Annotated in this window: 14 protein-coding genes; 5 read left to right on the plus strand and 9 right to left on the minus strand. The window is 39.6% G+C overall.

The annotated features are described in order from the left end of the window. A partial coding sequence (locus QZ019_RS06415; protein WP_295483361.1) for an MG2 domain-containing protein occupies positions 1-2,382 on the minus strand: 2,382 nt, incomplete at its 3' end. A gap of 55 nt (positions 2,383-2,437) precedes the next feature. Next, entirely contained in the window at positions 2,438-2,785 is a 348-nt protein-coding gene (locus QZ019_RS06420; protein WP_294565519.1) for a hypothetical protein, read from the minus strand. A 178-nt stretch (positions 2,786-2,963) separates the two neighbouring features. On the opposite strand from QZ019_RS06420, the gene QZ019_RS06425 reads away from it, so the two are divergent. Genes QZ019_RS06425 through QZ019_RS06435 form a run of 3 tightly spaced genes read left to right on the plus strand, consistent with a single transcriptional unit; the run spans position 2,964 to position 4,520 of the window. Next, positions 2,964-3,347 (plus strand): diacylglycerol kinase, encoded by a 384-nt coding sequence (locus QZ019_RS06425; protein ID WP_295483364.1) that lies wholly within the window; start codon positions 2,964-2,966, stop codon positions 3,345-3,347. Next, complete coding sequence (gene tadA, locus QZ019_RS06430) at positions 3,347-3,874, plus strand: tRNA adenosine(34) deaminase TadA (protein ID WP_295483366.1); 528 nt, start codon at positions 3,347-3,349, stop codon at positions 3,872-3,874. The genes QZ019_RS06425 and tadA overlap by 1 nt, the downstream gene beginning before the upstream one ends. Positions 3,875-3,896: 22 nt before the next feature. Then, entirely contained in the window at positions 3,897-4,520 is a 624-nt protein-coding gene (locus QZ019_RS06435) for a LysE family translocator (protein ID WP_295483368.1), read from the plus strand. Positions 4,521-4,559: 39 nt separating this feature from the next. Here QZ019_RS06435 and QZ019_RS06440 read toward each other — a convergent pair whose 3' ends face one another. The 4 genes from QZ019_RS06440 to QZ019_RS06455 all read right to left on the minus strand — a co-directional run bounded on the left by QZ019_RS06440 (position 4,560) and on the right by QZ019_RS06455 (position 7,920). Next, positions 4,560-5,684 carry an iron-containing alcohol dehydrogenase gene (locus tag QZ019_RS06440; protein WP_295483370.1) on the minus strand — a complete coding sequence of 375 codons (1,125 nt, stop codon included), beginning with the start codon at positions 5,682-5,684 and terminating at the stop codon, positions 4,560-4,562. A gap of 185 nt (positions 5,685-5,869) precedes the next feature. After that, the gene (infA, locus tag QZ019_RS06445) at positions 5,870-6,088 is read right to left on the minus strand and encodes a translation initiation factor IF-1 (RefSeq protein WP_009143043.1); all 219 of its coding nucleotides are present in this window, start codon (positions 6,086-6,088) and stop codon (positions 5,870-5,872) included. A 266-nt stretch (positions 6,089-6,354) separates the two neighbouring features. Next, on the minus strand, positions 6,355-7,338 hold the full coding sequence (locus QZ019_RS06450; protein ID WP_295483374.1) for a Gfo/Idh/MocA family oxidoreductase: 984 nt from the start codon (positions 7,336-7,338) through the stop codon (positions 6,355-6,357). A gap of 15 nt (positions 7,339-7,353) precedes the next feature. Continuing rightward, on the minus strand, positions 7,354-7,920 hold the full coding sequence (locus tag QZ019_RS06455; protein ID WP_295483377.1) for a hypothetical protein: 567 nt from the start codon (positions 7,918-7,920) through the stop codon (positions 7,354-7,356). A 417-nt stretch (positions 7,921-8,337) separates the two neighbouring features. Here QZ019_RS06455 and QZ019_RS06460 point away from each other — a divergent pair, with 417 nt between their 5' ends. Together QZ019_RS06460 and pepT are read left to right on the plus strand one after the other, a co-directional pair. Continuing rightward, entirely contained in the window at positions 8,338-9,897 is a 1,560-nt protein-coding gene (locus tag QZ019_RS06460; protein WP_294565541.1) for an AbgT family transporter, read from the plus strand. 15 nt (positions 9,898-9,912) lie between these two features. Then, positions 9,913-11,139: a peptidase T gene (pepT, locus tag QZ019_RS06465; protein ID WP_295483380.1), complete on the plus strand. Its 1,227-nt coding sequence runs from the start codon at positions 9,913-9,915 to the stop codon at positions 11,137-11,139. A 70-nt stretch (positions 11,140-11,209) separates the two neighbouring features. Here pepT and nhaA read toward each other — a convergent pair whose 3' ends face one another. The 3 genes from nhaA to QZ019_RS06480 all read right to left on the minus strand — a co-directional run bounded on the left by nhaA (position 11,210) and on the right by QZ019_RS06480 (position 14,339). Further along, positions 11,210-12,466, minus strand: a complete 1,257-nt coding sequence (nhaA, locus tag QZ019_RS06470; RefSeq protein ID WP_295483382.1) for a Na+/H+ antiporter NhaA — start codon at positions 12,464-12,466, stop codon at positions 11,210-11,212. A 153-nt stretch (positions 12,467-12,619) separates the two neighbouring features. Further along, positions 12,620-14,113 carry a sodium/pantothenate symporter gene (panF, locus tag QZ019_RS06475; RefSeq protein ID WP_295483385.1) on the minus strand — a complete coding sequence of 498 codons (1,494 nt, stop codon included), beginning with the start codon at positions 14,111-14,113 and terminating at the stop codon, positions 12,620-12,622. Then, a complete protein-coding gene (locus tag QZ019_RS06480) occupies positions 14,100-14,339 on the minus strand; it encodes a YhdT family protein (RefSeq protein ID WP_294565553.1) in 240 nt (79 codons plus the stop codon). Before QZ019_RS06480 ends, panF begins: the two co-directional genes overlap by 14 nt. Between the last annotated feature and the right edge of the window lie 138 nt (positions 14,340-14,477).

Genomic DNA, 14,477 nt, shown 5'->3' on the forward strand with positions numbered 1-14,477 from the left:
TTGAAGATAGTTAAGACCTATTGCACGGCGCGGGTTTTGGTTTTTATCAACCGAAAAAACTGTCAGCAGGGCATGAGTGCCGGGATAAAAATCATCGCTTAATTTAAAAGTAAAAGAATTATGTCCTTTTTTAACTTCTATATTCTGGAGTTTGCTGACGCTTTTGCTGCCGAGAGCCAAAACTGCAGAACCGGAGTAAGGACTTTCAAAATTTAAAGTAACATTGTCACCTTTTTGATATTGTTTTTTATCTGAGCTTAAAACAAAGCGCTCCGGGCTTTCAGGCGTGAGATAAGAAGAATAACCCTGATAAAAACGCAGGCTCGTTAATACTCCGTCGGTCTGTGCTTCAATTAAATAGGAACCGTCATTAAGCTTAACGTTTAAATTTAAAGGATTGCTTGTGTCTTTGAAATCAAGTTTTCCTGAGGAAACAGGAGTTTTTGACACGATTTGCTTAAATTGCCAGCGGTTGTCGGCAAACACATATTGATAGTCGATATTTTCTTTATAAAGCGTATAGCTTCCGCTGCCGATAACGCTGCTGCCTTCTTTTGAACATAAAACAAAAGCAAGATTCTTTTCATCAGCATTTAACTGCGTTTCTTTGATTCCGATTATATTATGTGAAAAGTCAATTTTGACTTCATTATTTAAAGTGATGTTTTGATTGTTCGGGGCAATTAAATTGACGCTTACTGCAGCTTTTTGCGGAACGTTATTGTCATAAACACCAATCTTAAAAGAAGCGTTGCCTTTTTCATCTGTTATTGATTTAGGTAAATTGTTAAAGCGGGTAAAGTTAGGGCTGTCTTTTGCATCAATGGAGAAGTGGTAATCTTTAAATGCGGCAAAAGGATGATTGTCAACCGAGTAATAAATGCTCGGATAAAGTTTAAGATCTTCTGCTGCGGATCCGTAATTATAGGATGCGTTAATTTTTACGGTATTTTTATTGATGCCGGCTTTTTGCGGTACATCGGTAAATTTTGCCGTTATAAGATTGGGAACGAATTCGTTTACGTTTATCGATAAATTTTTAAGCAGTTTATTACCTGAATACAGTTTAAATGTCCAAAGACCGCGCGATGCCTCGCTCGGTAATTGATAGTCGTAGGAGTAATAACCCACTCCTTGGTCTTTAAGCACGATATTTTCTACATTAACACCACGCGAATTGATAACCTTTAAGGTAAATGTCTTTCCTTGCAGGGCTTTAAAGTGTTCATCACGAATTATCGCGTTAAAGTGAACGTTTTCTCCCGGACGGTAGATGCCGCGATCGGTAAAAGAATAACAGTTATAGGGTAAAGCGCTTACATCTTGACCGTCATTGCCTTCAAGAAAAAGAGGGCTTTTGCGTAAATCTACTGCAAAGACGTCATTGCGCTTGGCTGCGATAAGCGCAAGAGGTGCGTCGGCATTTTTTCCGTTAAGATAGTTTCGAGGAATAAAAGCAAAGCCTTCATGGTCGGTTTTGGTTTCATAAAGCGCCGTATTATTGCGTGATAATAAAGTTAAATTTGCATCTTTTATAGGTTTTGCGTCCTTAAAGCTTTTTATAGCCGCATAAAGTCCGTCCGAACCTTTATACACGCTTAATCCCAAATCAGATACGGCAATGATTTTGCCTTGATAAAGAAGGTCATTATTAAAAAGATCGTTTTGATCGTCTATGTCAAAGTCTTGTTGCGCGGCAACGGTAAGATACAATCCGCTTTTATCTAAATCTTTTGTCAATGTGCTTATATTAATCGTACTTTGCAGCTTTTCATTGTACTGACCGTTTAAGCGCAGCTCTTTTTCTAAAACTAAAATACCGTGATTTTTTATAAGATCGGCTATTTCGTAGCGTGAAATGTTCTCAACGCTGTAACGGTAAAGATCAAGGGCATTAAGGTCAGATAAGGATAATTTGTATAAATAAAGTTTAACGGATTTAAGATTTACGGTATTTAGGGTTATTGTCGGATCGCTTAATGTCGTTACGTTGCCTTTTTCTAAGGTTAAAGAAGAAGGGGCTTTTGCAAGAGTAAAAGTCTTTTTGACATCGGATGGCAATTTTAAATTATTCTTAGATGCAAGACCTTTTTTTAATATTGCCGTGTAGGTGGTACCGTGCTTTAAGGAGTTGAGGCAAAGAGCATTGTCATTTAAAGAAGGAACTGCGGTTAACTCTTTTTTACCGGAATATAGTTCGATGAATCCTTCAAGGTTTGATTCGCTTTTAGAGCCTTGCATTAGATCATTAAATAAAAAGCATACCGAAGGCGGAGTAATTTCCGATCTCTCAACTGTTTTTGTGACGACAAGATCTGCAGCCTGTGCCTGTTCAAATAATGCGGCAAGTATTATTGCAAGAGGTATATAAGTACGGCGCATAAAAACTCCTTGTGGTAAGCTTTTTTTAGTTTACTTCTTAAAGCCTAGTGTAGACTTAGGACAAATCAAGCAGTTTTAGCAAATAAGCAAGGACTGCGATATTAATGTGTCCGTCGGTTTTGGCGAGAACTTTAAATCTAGCATCCTTAAGAACACTGCCGTCAAATGTACAAATAGCTTTAAAATGATTGTCTTTTAAGGTCTTTCCGTCAAAAGAGGCTATTTTTTGCAGCTTGGCGTTTTTGATATCTTTGCCGTCAAAGGTTAGAAGGGTTTTAAAATGCGGATCCTGCAGCTTTTTACCGTCAAAAGTTGCGATGGTTTTAAAATGCGGATCAATTAACTTTCGTCCGTCGAAGGTTGCAAGCACATTAAAATGATCGTCTTTAATTGTAGTAGGCATTCTTAACTCCTAATGTTTGTATGTTTTTTCTTAGTTTAGGCTCTTTTGACATGATTTATCGGTTTTTTTCTTAAATTTGTTCTAGTTCTGCTTAAAATTGCGGCTTGATTTTGTTTTTGCCTAAAAAGATAATTTACATTGAAATTTTCAAGGCAAAAGAAGGCGTGAGGTTACTTTAATGGCAAAGCCCGGTGCTACCGGTTTAAGAAGGATCTTAAATGCAGGTTATTATAGTTTTAAAGGATTTAAAGCAGGATTTAAGCATGAAGCCGCGGTGCGTCAGGAACTGTTTTTAGCGATTCCTCTTACACTTTTGTCTTTTTATCTTGCTGACGATTTGGCTGTTCTTTTGCTTTTAATTATTCTTCCGTGGCTTACTCTTGCTTTTGAACTGGTTAACTCGGCAATTGAAGCCGTGGTTGACCGCATCGGCAATGAATATCATGAACTCTCGGGTAGAGCAAAGGATTTGGGATCTGCATGTGTGTTCGTGCTTTTAATCTTAACTTTGTTTGCCTATTTTGCTGCATTTATGTATAAATTTGCGCTTTGGAGTTTTTAGTGGCAGAGCTTAATGACGAATACTTTATGTCGCTTGCTTTAAGTCAGGCACGTCATGCTTGGGATTTAGGCGAAATCCCGGTAGGCGCCGTCATTGTCAATGCGGCAAATGAAATAGTATCTGTAGGCTGCAATCGAACAATTATCGATAACGATCCTTGCGCTCACGCTGAAATCGTTGCACTGCGCGATGCCGGTAAAGTGCTTGATACTTACCGTCTTACCGATCTTACTATGTATGTAACCTTAGAACCGTGCTGTATGTGCTCTGGTGCATTGATTCATGCCAGGTTAAAACGGCTTGTTTATGGTGCAAAAGATCCGAAAACGGGCGCTTGCGGATCTGTTTTTGACGTTCTTATCGATTCAAGACATAATCATAAAATTGCTGTTGAAGGCGGGGTGCTTGAAGATGCATGCTCGGAACTTTTAAAAAGCTTTTTTAAAATGCGGCGCAGCATGCAAAAAGAAGGCCGAGACTGGATACTAGAGCGAGGCATGACGCGCTTTTGGCAGAAAAATCGTTAAGGTTTTTATATAAGGACAAAAAATGGATTTTTCGGTCTGGACCGCCTTTTGTGCCGCTTCCATCGTTTTAGCAATGGCACCGGGTCCTGATAATTTGTTTGTTTTATCTCAAAGCGCCATATACGGTCCGCGCTCCGGAATTATCGTAGTACTAGGTTTATGCTCAGGACTTGTCATTCAGACGCTGTGCGCGGCATGCGGTATTGCGGCTGTGGTAGCGGCAATTCCCGCTTTGTTTTTTGCCATTAAGCTTGCAGGTGCTTTGTATCTTTTTTATTTAGCCTATAAAGCCTGGGTTCATGCTAAAGATGAAATAACGTCAGGCAGCGGAACGAAAAAGACCGGACTGATGTTGTGGCGCCGCGGTCTTATTATGAATATTACCAATCCTAAAGTTCAGATTTTCTTTTTAGCCTTTTTCCCGCAATTTGTCGCAAAAGGTACTCAGGGCATGGATTTGGTGTTGCAGATGGTAATTCAGGGCATCACATTTATTGCCGCAACATTATTGGTTTTTTCCGCCGTAGCCTTTTGCGCGGGAGCTCTTGCCGCTAAAGTAAAAAGTCCGACTGTCCGTTTTTATTTAAACAGATTGTCGGCACTTTTATTTGTTATCCTGGCTCTTACTACATTGCTTTTAGGTTAATAATATCCCGCCTTTTTCGTTAAAGGCGGGAGTCTTACTTTACAGTAAATCCTTGTAAATTTTAGCTATTTCTCCAACGGTAAGCTGAACATAACCGTTGGCAATCAGCATATGCTGACGGGTTAAAACCATGTCGGTAAATTCAAGGATTTGATTTTCTTTCATGCCGTAACTTGAAAGCGGTTTTCGCTGCATCAGCGTTCCGCACAGATTATCGCTTTTAATTAAAGCGTTTTCTTTAGTGCAATTGAGAGTTGCCGCAATTATTTCCTCAATATCGCCAAGTGCGCCGGTAGGGTTTTTAGCCGCATAAATTTTAAGTACTTCGTTAAAAACGAGATAATTGGCTTCACCGTGAGGGATCTTCAATCTTATCGACAAAGGATAAGATAGGGCATGAACAGCGGCACAGCCGGCGTTTGCATAAGATAAACCGGAAAGAGTGCCGGCAGTTTGCAATTGCTTATAGCTTTTTTCAAGATCTGAAGCACCAAGACTCGTTACGTCCTTCCACACTTCAAGAATTTTCTGCATGGCATCTTTTGCCAAAGCTTGAGAAAAAGGAGTGGCAAGTGGTGATAGATATGATTCAAAAGCGTGTACGAAGGCATCAAAAGAACTTGCGGCTAAGACTTTAAGCGGGATACCGGATAAAAACTCAGGGCAGAGTATCGCTTTGTCAGCGCACAAAAGTTCATCATCTAAAATAAACTGAGCACCTAAATCCGGAACATATACAGCGCAAAACTGCGTTACTTCAGATCCTGTTCCGGGCGTCGTCGGAATTAAAATCAATTCACGGGCTTTATGGAGCTGAATATTTTGTGCGAACAGATTTTTAACGGGAACTGCAGTTTCAAGAGCCAAGAGTTTTGCCAGATCTAACACGGCTCCGCCGCCGATGCCGATTACTCTTGAACATTGAGCTCCCGATTCTGCTGCAACCTTTTCAATGAGCTCTTCTGAATTTGGTCCGTGTGATATGTAGTCGTCGCGAATTATGACGCGGGCATCTTTGACTTTATTTTCAAGATATTTATCAAAAATACGGCTTTCAGTAAGAAGAAGATCGTTTTTATTAAGATCAAGATAAGTAAGCAAGGAAGTTACATCATCAAAATTTATGATTTCACTTTTAATTCGAAAGGCTTTTTTGATAGACATAAGAAAATCCCCCAAAGTCTTCTTACAGCATAAGACAAAGCTTTAAAAAGTGGATTGATCTTAATCAAAAGGGAGATAATATTTTCGATTTTTGCCTAATAGATCAAATAATTTGGTTAAAAAGGCAATAAAAAACTATCCCGACTATGAAAAGTATAGTCAGGATTAAACAATGTTTTAGAAAATTAGCGGGCGCGGAAAGTAATGCGGCCTTTGGTCAAATCGTACGGGGTGATCTGAACGGTAACTTTGTCGCCGGTTAAAATGCGGATGTAGTTTTTACGCATTTTGCCGGAGATGTGGGCCATTACGATATGTCCGTTTTCAAGCTGTACGCGAAAAGTGGTGTTCGGCAGGGTTTCAAGAACGGTACCCTGCATTTCAATGCTTTCTTCTTTTGCCATAAAAAAATCAAAAAATGTTAATAAAACGCCCAGTGGGCACCAAAAACAGCGTGAATTATACAGTGACTTACTCCCCGACTTCAAGAAGGCGGGGCTTCTTCTCGCTCAAGACGCCTGTCGGCACCTGTATCAACGAGCTATCCCCGCAAGTCCTGCGGTTCAGTCTGTACAATAAGCCTATTTTATTGTACACCAAAGTCAGGTGGACTGCTCTGCGCCACTATCTCCACCAATAGGAGTCTTGAGCGTGAGAAGCTTCACCTTCTTTAAGGTGAACACTCAAACGGATAATGAATACCCCAAAGCCGTCTTAAAGTGTCCGTAAGTTTTAAAACTTCAATAGTCTTTTGATGAGGCATTTCTTTGCATTCAGGGGCTACTGTTTTTAATGCTTCAAGACAGGACAATACCTCGTATTCGTAACCGGTTACCTGCTGAGGAATCGGCACGACGCGAACAAGCTTATGATCGGTGTCAAAAACTTCAATTTTTTCGGGATTGTTTATATTAGTTACGGCAATATAGCCTTTTTCACCGTATATAAAGCCGATACGGTCGGTAGGGCCCATGCAGGTTGCGTGCAAAGAAGCAAATTTTCCGTCTTTAAAGGTGACTGCGATATTATCCATAAAGTCAACGCCGGTATCGGATTTTACACAGCTGCCTTCAATTTTTGCCACGTCATGACCAAAAGCCATTAACGCAAAATTAAGCGGATAAACTCCGATATCAAGAAGAGCACCGCCGGCCAGCTCCGGTTTGAAAATCCGATCCTTCTGGAAAATGTGATAGCCCAAGTTTGCCTGAATTGAATGCACTTTACCGATAGTACCGATTTCAATCAATTTATCGATAATGCTTCTTGACGGCATATATCTTGTCCAAATCGCTTCAGTAATAAAAACATGATTGGCTTTGGCAAGTTCCAATACTTCTTCAGCCTGAGCTGCGTTTGCGGTAAAAGCCTTCTCAACGAGCATGGCCTTTTTATATTTAATGCATAATTTAATATTGGAGTAGTGCTCGGAGTGGGGAGTTGCAATATAGATGAGGTCAACCTCAGGATCTTTTAGCATCTCTTCATAGGAGCCAAAAGCTTTTGCAGCATTGTGCTGTTGGGCAAAATCACGGGCTTTTTCAAGCGTACGCGAGGCTATGGCATAAAGTTCAACTTCAGGATGCTGCATGCCGTTTATGGTTTGGGCCATGGTCGCGGCAATTTTTCCTGCTCCCATTATTCCGACTTTCATTTTTGCTCCTTATTTTTAACGCAAGGTGATGCTTAAGCTTAGATCATTTAAAGAGCTTTTCTTTAAATCATAAGAAAGGATTGGACTTTGTATAACAGTTTCTTTAATAAGATTAAGGTTATTTCCTTTCTTTAACTCTAAATGTTCCATGATTTCAGCAGGATCGCTTTTTTGTTCGCCGCGCTCTAAAGTCTTGATTAAAGAAAACACCGTATCGTATGTTTTATCATCAAAATTGTCGGCACAAGGAAAGCTTACAGTGATACCGTTTATTTTTTGTTCATCATCAAGAACGGTTTTAAGCGTGATACCGTCTGAAAGGAAAAGAACCGAATCTGCGTTAAAGGACGAGACATGGGATAAATTTTCTTTTACTGCGTTATATATGGTATTTTCAGACTGCAAAAGAGCTGCGACTTCTTGCTGAGCTTCTTCTTTTTGCTTTTCTTCATACCAGCCCCAGCCTGCGGAGATGAAATACCATAAAGCTACGAAGATGGCGATTAGCCTTAAATTTTTACGGATTTTTTCATCTTTTTCTGCTTTTAATTCTTCAGGGGTTTTTAAGTTATTTTCACTCATATCAAAAATCACTTTTGTATTTTAAAAAAGTTTAGCTTAAGTCAGGTAAGTATACAGAAACGTTTACGTAATTGCCCTGAAAGGATTCACATATTTGCAATACTAAAATCTCTGCCAGATTTTAACTGCACAAAAATAGTGCTTTAAGCTTTTAAATTGTGCGGCAAAACGCTGTAATGCATGAATATGGAGCTTTTTTGATCATTTAGAAGTTCTTTAAATGTATAATTATACAATTATTTCGAGTGTTTGTTTGCTAACATCTTGAAATATATCGATATTTTTGTAAAACGATCCTGCTTGATTGAAAAAACTTTTTGCTAAATGTTTTCTGTTTTTTCAGATTTCTGTTTTTGCAGAATGTTTTTTCAATGACATGACTTGATGCGTTATGCGTAAAATCTTTACGAGGTTTTTATGACAGATACATCCGCACCGCAGCTTAGTAGATTGAACCGCTTTTTAAATGCTGTTGAGAGACTCGGTAATAAGTTACCTCACATTACCATGCTCTTTATTTACGCATTTATCATTGCTTGTTTGGTTTCCTTCGCTCTCTCCTTTGTTGATTTTGATTATATTCATCCTAATACCGGTAAGAAGATTGAAATTTTGAACATGTTGGCTCCTGTCAACCTGCTTGATCTTTTTGTTTCTTCAGTCGGTAATTTCATGGCATTCCCTCCTTTGGGCATCACTATTGTTGCTACTTTAGGTATAGGTATTGCAGAAGGAAGCGGATATATCGGTGTTTTGCTCAAGAAGCTGCTCGGTATTACCCCTAAAAAAATTCTTACCCCGGCTGTTATCGTAGTTTCAATTTTGTGCCATATCGCATCCGACTCAGCTTACGTGGTGTTAATGCCGGTATCTGCTTTGATGTTCTACGCCTGCGGCAGACATCCTTTGGCAGGTATTGCTTGCTCCTTTGCCGGATTGGCTGGCGGATTTACTGCAAGCTTTACTCCGTCAATCATCGATCCTGTAATGCAGGGATTTACTCAGGCCGCAGCTCATACCATCGATCCTGATTATCAGGTAAATGTACTTTGCAACTATTTTTATGCTTTAGGCGGAACTATCTTTGTTATCGCAGCCTGCTGGTATGTAACCGATAAGATAGTTGAGCCGCGCTTGAAGCTCACCATGCCGCTTGATCCTGAATTAAAAGACGATCCTGAGTTAACTTTAAAACCTATTACTCCTGAAGAAAACAAGGCTTTTATAAAGGCTACCATTGCCGCTTTGGTCTTTTTCGGAATCTATGTTTTATTGTGCATCCCCGAGGATTCTTTGCTTCGTGCTCCTGACGGAAGTTTAACTTCTCCTCAGTCAGCGGTCATGAAAGGCTTGGTTCCGTTCCTGTTCCTGTTTTTCTCTATTCCAGGCGTGGTTTACGGTATCTGTTCTGGCTCCTTTAAATCATCTACCGATGTAATTAAAGCAATGGAAAACATCATGCATATGCTCTTGTCATTCATGGTGTTCTGCTTCTTTGCCGCTCAGTTCCTGTATGTTTTCGGCAAGTCAAACATCGGCGCATTGCTGGCAATTTCCGGTGCCGAGTTCTTAAGAGATTTGGGTATGCCTTCAGGAATCACCTTGTTCGGTATTATTTTCCTTACCGGCATGCTTAATATTCTTATTACCTCAGCAACTTCAAAATGGGCGATTTTATCCACCATTTTCGTTCCGATGCTGATGATGCTCGGAATTTCTCCTGAGCTTACTCAGGCTGCATTCCGTGTCAGTGACAGTGCCGTAAACGTTGCTACCCCGCTGTTCCCGTTCTATCCTTTGCTTATTATGTATTGCCAGAGATACGCTAAGGCCACCGGCGTAGGTACTTTGTGCTCTATGATGATCCCGTATACCATTGCGTTGTTAATTGTATTAACCGTAGTATTGTATGCATACTGGATTCTCGGTATTCCTATCGGCTTTAACAGCGGTTTTGACTATCCGCCTAAAGTTTAAGGAAAAGGATTATTTATGGAATTAAAAAATGATTTAGTGGAACGCTTTATCCGCTACGTAAAGATTTCAAGTCAATCAAACGCAGCAGGTACTAAGGTTCCGACTTCCGAAGGGCAATGGGAATATGCTCGCCTTTTGCAAGGCGAGCTTGCGGATCTCGGTTTTGAAGATATTAAATTAAATGAGCATTGCATTTTAACCGCTCGTTTAAAAGGCAACTGCAAAGCCGATGCTATCGGATTTGTTTCTCATCTTGATACCGTAGATGTTGCTTTAAGCCCGGTCGTAAAACCGCAGATTATTGAGTATAAGGGCGGTGATGTTGTTCTTAATGAAAAGGAAGGAATTTCCATTAAGTTAAGTGAACATCCCGAGCTTAATGCTTACGTTGGACAGAAGATTATTTTCTCTGACGGTACTTCGGTTTTGGGCGCAGATAATAAAGCTGCAGGCGCAAATATCATGTCAGCGTTTGCTTATTTAAAAGAGCATCATGAAGTTAAGCACGGTGATATTTTTGTAGCGTTTGTTCCTGATGAGGAGATAGGTTTACGCGGTTCAAAACTTTTGGATTTAAAAGATTTTAATCCTGACTATGCCTATACCATCGATTGCTGCGCAGTAGGTGAAATCGTTTATGAAACTTTCAACGCAGGCGCCGCTCAGTTAAAGATTGAAGGCGTAAGCGCACACCCGATGTCTGCAAAAGGCGTATTGGTAAATCCGCTTTTGGTAGCTCATGATTTCGTTTCAATGTTTGATAGAAATCAAACACCGGAGTGTACTGATAAGAAAGACGGTTATTGGTGGTTTGTCGGAATCAAGTCCGATCCGCTGTTCTGCACTTTAGATATTCATATTCGTGATTTTGATAAGGCAAATTATCAGAAGAGAAAAGAATACATTCTAGCTTGTGTCGATAAGCTTAAGGAAATGTATCCAAGAGCAAAAATCGACATCAAGATTGAAGATGTCTATGAGAATATCAGCAACAATGTAACGCCGAGCGATAAGCCTATCGCTATGCTGTATAAGGCTTGTGATGAATTGGGAATTACTCCTAATACCATCGCGATGCGCGGCGGTACTGACGGTTCTGCATTGTCGGCAAAAGGATTGGTAACTCCGAATTATTTTACCGGAGGCCATAATTTCCACTCTTATGCAGAGTTCTTGCCGATAGATGCTTTGGAGAAGTCCTGCAGAATGACGTTAAAACTCATTGAATTGGCAGCATCCTAAAAAGCATCGCAGTTAATCATAGAGAAAACCGGATTATTCCGGTTTTCTCTTAATGGACATATCTTGAGCTCTATTTTCTTAATTTTTTCCCTGTCTCTTTTAACGTCATTATTTTAGGGATAATGACTTTTTGCAAAATATAACTTTGTTTATCCGCAAAATATCGTAAGTATATATATCCGGTAATTCCCGAGAAGACGGATGCCAAGATAATTGCAAAAGAATCAGCGTAAGCAAAAATCGAGCTTCCCCAATAAGCAAGACCGTCAACGAACATAGACATGGTAAAACCGACACCGGTTAGTATGCATACTCCATAGATATGCTTCCACGTTGCTTGTTCAGGTATTTGTGAAAGACCTGCCTTAACGCAGAGATACGACATCAAAAATACGCCGATTTGCTTTCCTAAAAAGAGTCCGAGAAAAATTCCTACCGGAACTCCCGAAAAAAGTTTGTCTACAGTAATTCCGGATAAATCGATACCGGCGTTGGCAAAAGCAAATAAAGGAAGGATGATAATGGCTATCCATACTTTACAGCTGTCATAAATTTCCATCACAAGCGGTGAACCGTCATGTTTTTTTAACGGAATAAAGAAAGCGGTGATAATTCCGGCTAATGTTGCATGTACACCGCTTTTTAAAATCGACAGCCACAAAAAAGTGCCGAAAATAAAGTACAGCGATTTACGGTTAACTCCGAAAAGATTTAGACATAACAGACCAATTATGGATAAAACTGCAAAACATAAAGCTATAACTGATAATTTTGCCGTATAGAAAATAGCTATGATAACAATGGCTCCGATATCATCAAAAATCGCAAGCGACAGTAAAAAGATCTTAAGAGACGAAGGAACTTTGTTGCCTAAAAACAGTAATATTGCCAAGGAAAAGGCTGTATCGGTAGCCGTAGGGATTGCCCAGCCTTTTAGCGCAAAATCATCTCCGATATTACATAAGAAGAATATTAATGAAGGCATAAGAATACCGCCTAATGCCGCCATTGCAGGTAAGGCAATATTTTTAGGTTTCGATAGATGGCCTTCAATGAACTCGTGTTTTAGTTCAAGACCGATACTAAAGAAAAATAAAGAGATTAAGCCGTCATTGATCCATAACAGGATCGGTTTTATTAATGAATAATCGCCAAAAACGAAACCGGCTTTGATTTCAAGGATTTTGCGGTAATTAAAGGCGTAAGGTGAATTTTGATACACTAAAGCTATGATTGTAAGAACAATCATAATGATGCCGCCTGTTGCATCATGCTGCAGGATATAATTTAAATTATTTCTGATTTTGTATCTTGTTGTTCTATCCATTCTATTTGCTTGATAGTAAAAGGGCTGAGATTAAGAATATAGAAAGAGTTTTCAAGCAAAATAATTTAATAAAAAAATCTTAGGATTAAAACGTTCATATCGAGAAATTTTGTCAATTTAATTATATTTTTGATATGAACGTTATTTTGCAGATCAGTATTTATGAGGAAAGAAAGTTTTTAGAATCTTTTCATCATTGCTTTTACCGATATAACTGCCGATTATTGCAAAAATGGTAGCAAAGAACAGACCGACTACAATGTTATGAAAACCAAAGAAATTAAGGTGTAAAGACATTGCGATTATATAGGAAATCGATCCTGCACCAAGACTTAGAAACGCGCCTAATGTATTCATTCTTTGCCAAAAAAGTCCCAGCAGTATGATCATTAAAAATGCCGTTTCCAATCCGCCGAAAGCGAACATATTCACCCAAGCGACAATATCCATCGGAAATAACGCCAATAAAAGGGCAATAAGTCCTACCGTATAAGTGGTAATGATGGATAAGGGACGGATTTTACCTGAATGATCAGCGGTATTTTTACCAAAATATGTTCCGTAAATATCTTTAATTACAGCGGAGCTTGCAGCTATTAATAAAGAGCTTACGGTACTCATGGTTGCGGCAAGAGGTCCGATTAAAGTAATGCCTGCAAGGATCGGATCCATTTTAGTAACGATAAGAGTAAGAATTACGCTATCCGTACCGTTTGGCGGTAATTCTTCAATAACGGCGCGGGCAAACACACCAAGAAGCGTCATGCCGATCATTAAAGCTCCGCAGATGATTGTTCCTATAATCATTGCTCTGTGCAGATCTGACGTTTGCTTATAGCTCATGCAGCGGACCAGGGATTGCGGCAAGCCGATAGTTCCGAAGCCAACCAAGATCCAAGCGGAAAAAAGAAGGGTATAGGGAAGAGCGCCGTCAGCATTTGGCAGAAGGTTTCGGCTTACTCCTGAGGTATTTAGGTTAACTGATGAGATCTTACCCATAATTGAGTCAAGACCGCCTGCTTCATCAAAAATTATACCGCCAAGTAAAAACATGCCCGTCAGCATTAAAATGGCGCAGGCTGCATCGGTTAAAGCTACGGCCTTAAAGCCGCCAGATGTATAAATCACGGTTACTGCAGCAAATAATATTAATCCTGCTTTGTAATCAAGACCTGTTATTGCAGCAAAGATCTGGGCTCCGCCGATAAATTGTCCGACGGTCATTGCTGTAAAGAAAATAAGTAATACTAAAGCAAGCAGCAAAGATAGGGTTTTGCTGTCAAAGCGTTTATGAATAATGTCAATTACGGTAAGTGAGCCGGTAATGCGGGAGAGCACTGCCATTTTTTTACCTACAACGCCTAAAATTAAAAATCCGGTAATAATTTGCGGTGCGGCAAAAACAACCCAGCCAAGTCCAAGATCCCATGCAATACCCGGACCCGACACGAAAGAACTGACGGATCCGTAAGTGGCGATTAAAGTCATGGCAAGTACGACACCGCCAAGATTACGGCTGCCTAAAAAATATTCCTTTTGGAAATCGCCTTTATTTTTAACTGATTGTGCGGCATAAAAGCCGATGCACAGTAAAACAAATAAAAATAACAGAACCGGAATAAAAGTCTGCAGATTAATGGTGTTCATGTTCATCATCAAAATCGGCTAAAGAAAAGTTTTTCATAAATTTGCGCACTAAAACGATTACGGCTATGACTGAAAGAATATAGCCTCCGATGCATGAAAGAACAAACCATATCGGCATCGAGAATAAAGTTAGGGAAATATCATCTTTAAAAATGAATACCGTAAGCCAGAAATATACAGTGATGATCACTGCTGTTATAAAAGTACTAAAAGCTTCCTTATCCATTTGTCGAAAAGTTTGCTTTAGTTTGTCTTGATGTTGCTTTGTCATAGTAATAAAAGATTTCTTTATAGATTAAAGGCTCCTTGCGGAGCCTTTATTTTAACCCAAACTCTGCTGTTCTAGATAAAAATAAAAGAGAAA

It is taken from the genome of uncultured Succinatimonas sp., assembly GCF_905203285.1.
Classification (GTDB): Bacteria; Pseudomonadota; Gammaproteobacteria; order Enterobacterales; family Succinivibrionaceae; genus Succinatimonas.

Bases quoted from the DNA above. Each gene is read 5' to 3' on its own strand.
- QZ019_RS06420 (WP_294565519.1), bottom strand. From the start codon at position 2,785: ATGCCTACTACAATTAAAGACGATCATTTTAATGTGCTTGCAACCTTC.
- QZ019_RS06425 (WP_295483364.1), top strand. From the start codon at position 2,964: ATGGCAAAGCCCGGTGCTACCGGTTTAAGAAGGATCTTAAATGCAGGT.
- QZ019_RS06435 (WP_295483368.1), top strand. From the start codon at position 3,897: ATGGATTTTTCGGTCTGGACCGCCTTTTGTGCCGCTTCCATCGTTTTA.
- QZ019_RS06440 (WP_295483370.1), bottom strand. From the start codon at position 5,684: ATGTCTATCAAAAAAGCCTTTCGAATTAAAAGTGAAATCATAAATTTT.
- infA (WP_009143043.1), bottom strand. From the start codon at position 6,088: ATGGCAAAAGAAGAAAGCATTGAAATGCAGGGTACCGTTCTTGAAACC.
- QZ019_RS06450 (WP_295483374.1), bottom strand. From the start codon at position 7,338: ATGAAAGTCGGAATAATGGGAGCAGGAAAAATTGCCGCGACCATGGCC.
- QZ019_RS06455 (WP_295483377.1), bottom strand. From the start codon at position 7,920: ATGAGTGAAAATAACTTAAAAACCCCTGAAGAATTAAAAGCAGAAAAA.
- QZ019_RS06460 (WP_294565541.1), top strand. From the start codon at position 8,338: ATGACAGATACATCCGCACCGCAGCTTAGTAGATTGAACCGCTTTTTA.
- pepT (WP_295483380.1), top strand. From the start codon at position 9,913: ATGGAATTAAAAAATGATTTAGTGGAACGCTTTATCCGCTACGTAAAG.
- nhaA (WP_295483382.1), bottom strand. From the start codon at position 12,466: ATGGATAGAACAACAAGATACAAAATCAGAAATAATTTAAATTATATC.
- panF (WP_295483385.1), bottom strand. From the start codon at position 14,113: ATGAACACCATTAATCTGCAGACTTTTATTCCGGTTCTGTTATTTTTA.
- QZ019_RS06480 (WP_294565553.1), bottom strand. From the start codon at position 14,339: ATGGATAAGGAAGCTTTTAGTACTTTTATAACAGCAGTGATCATCACT.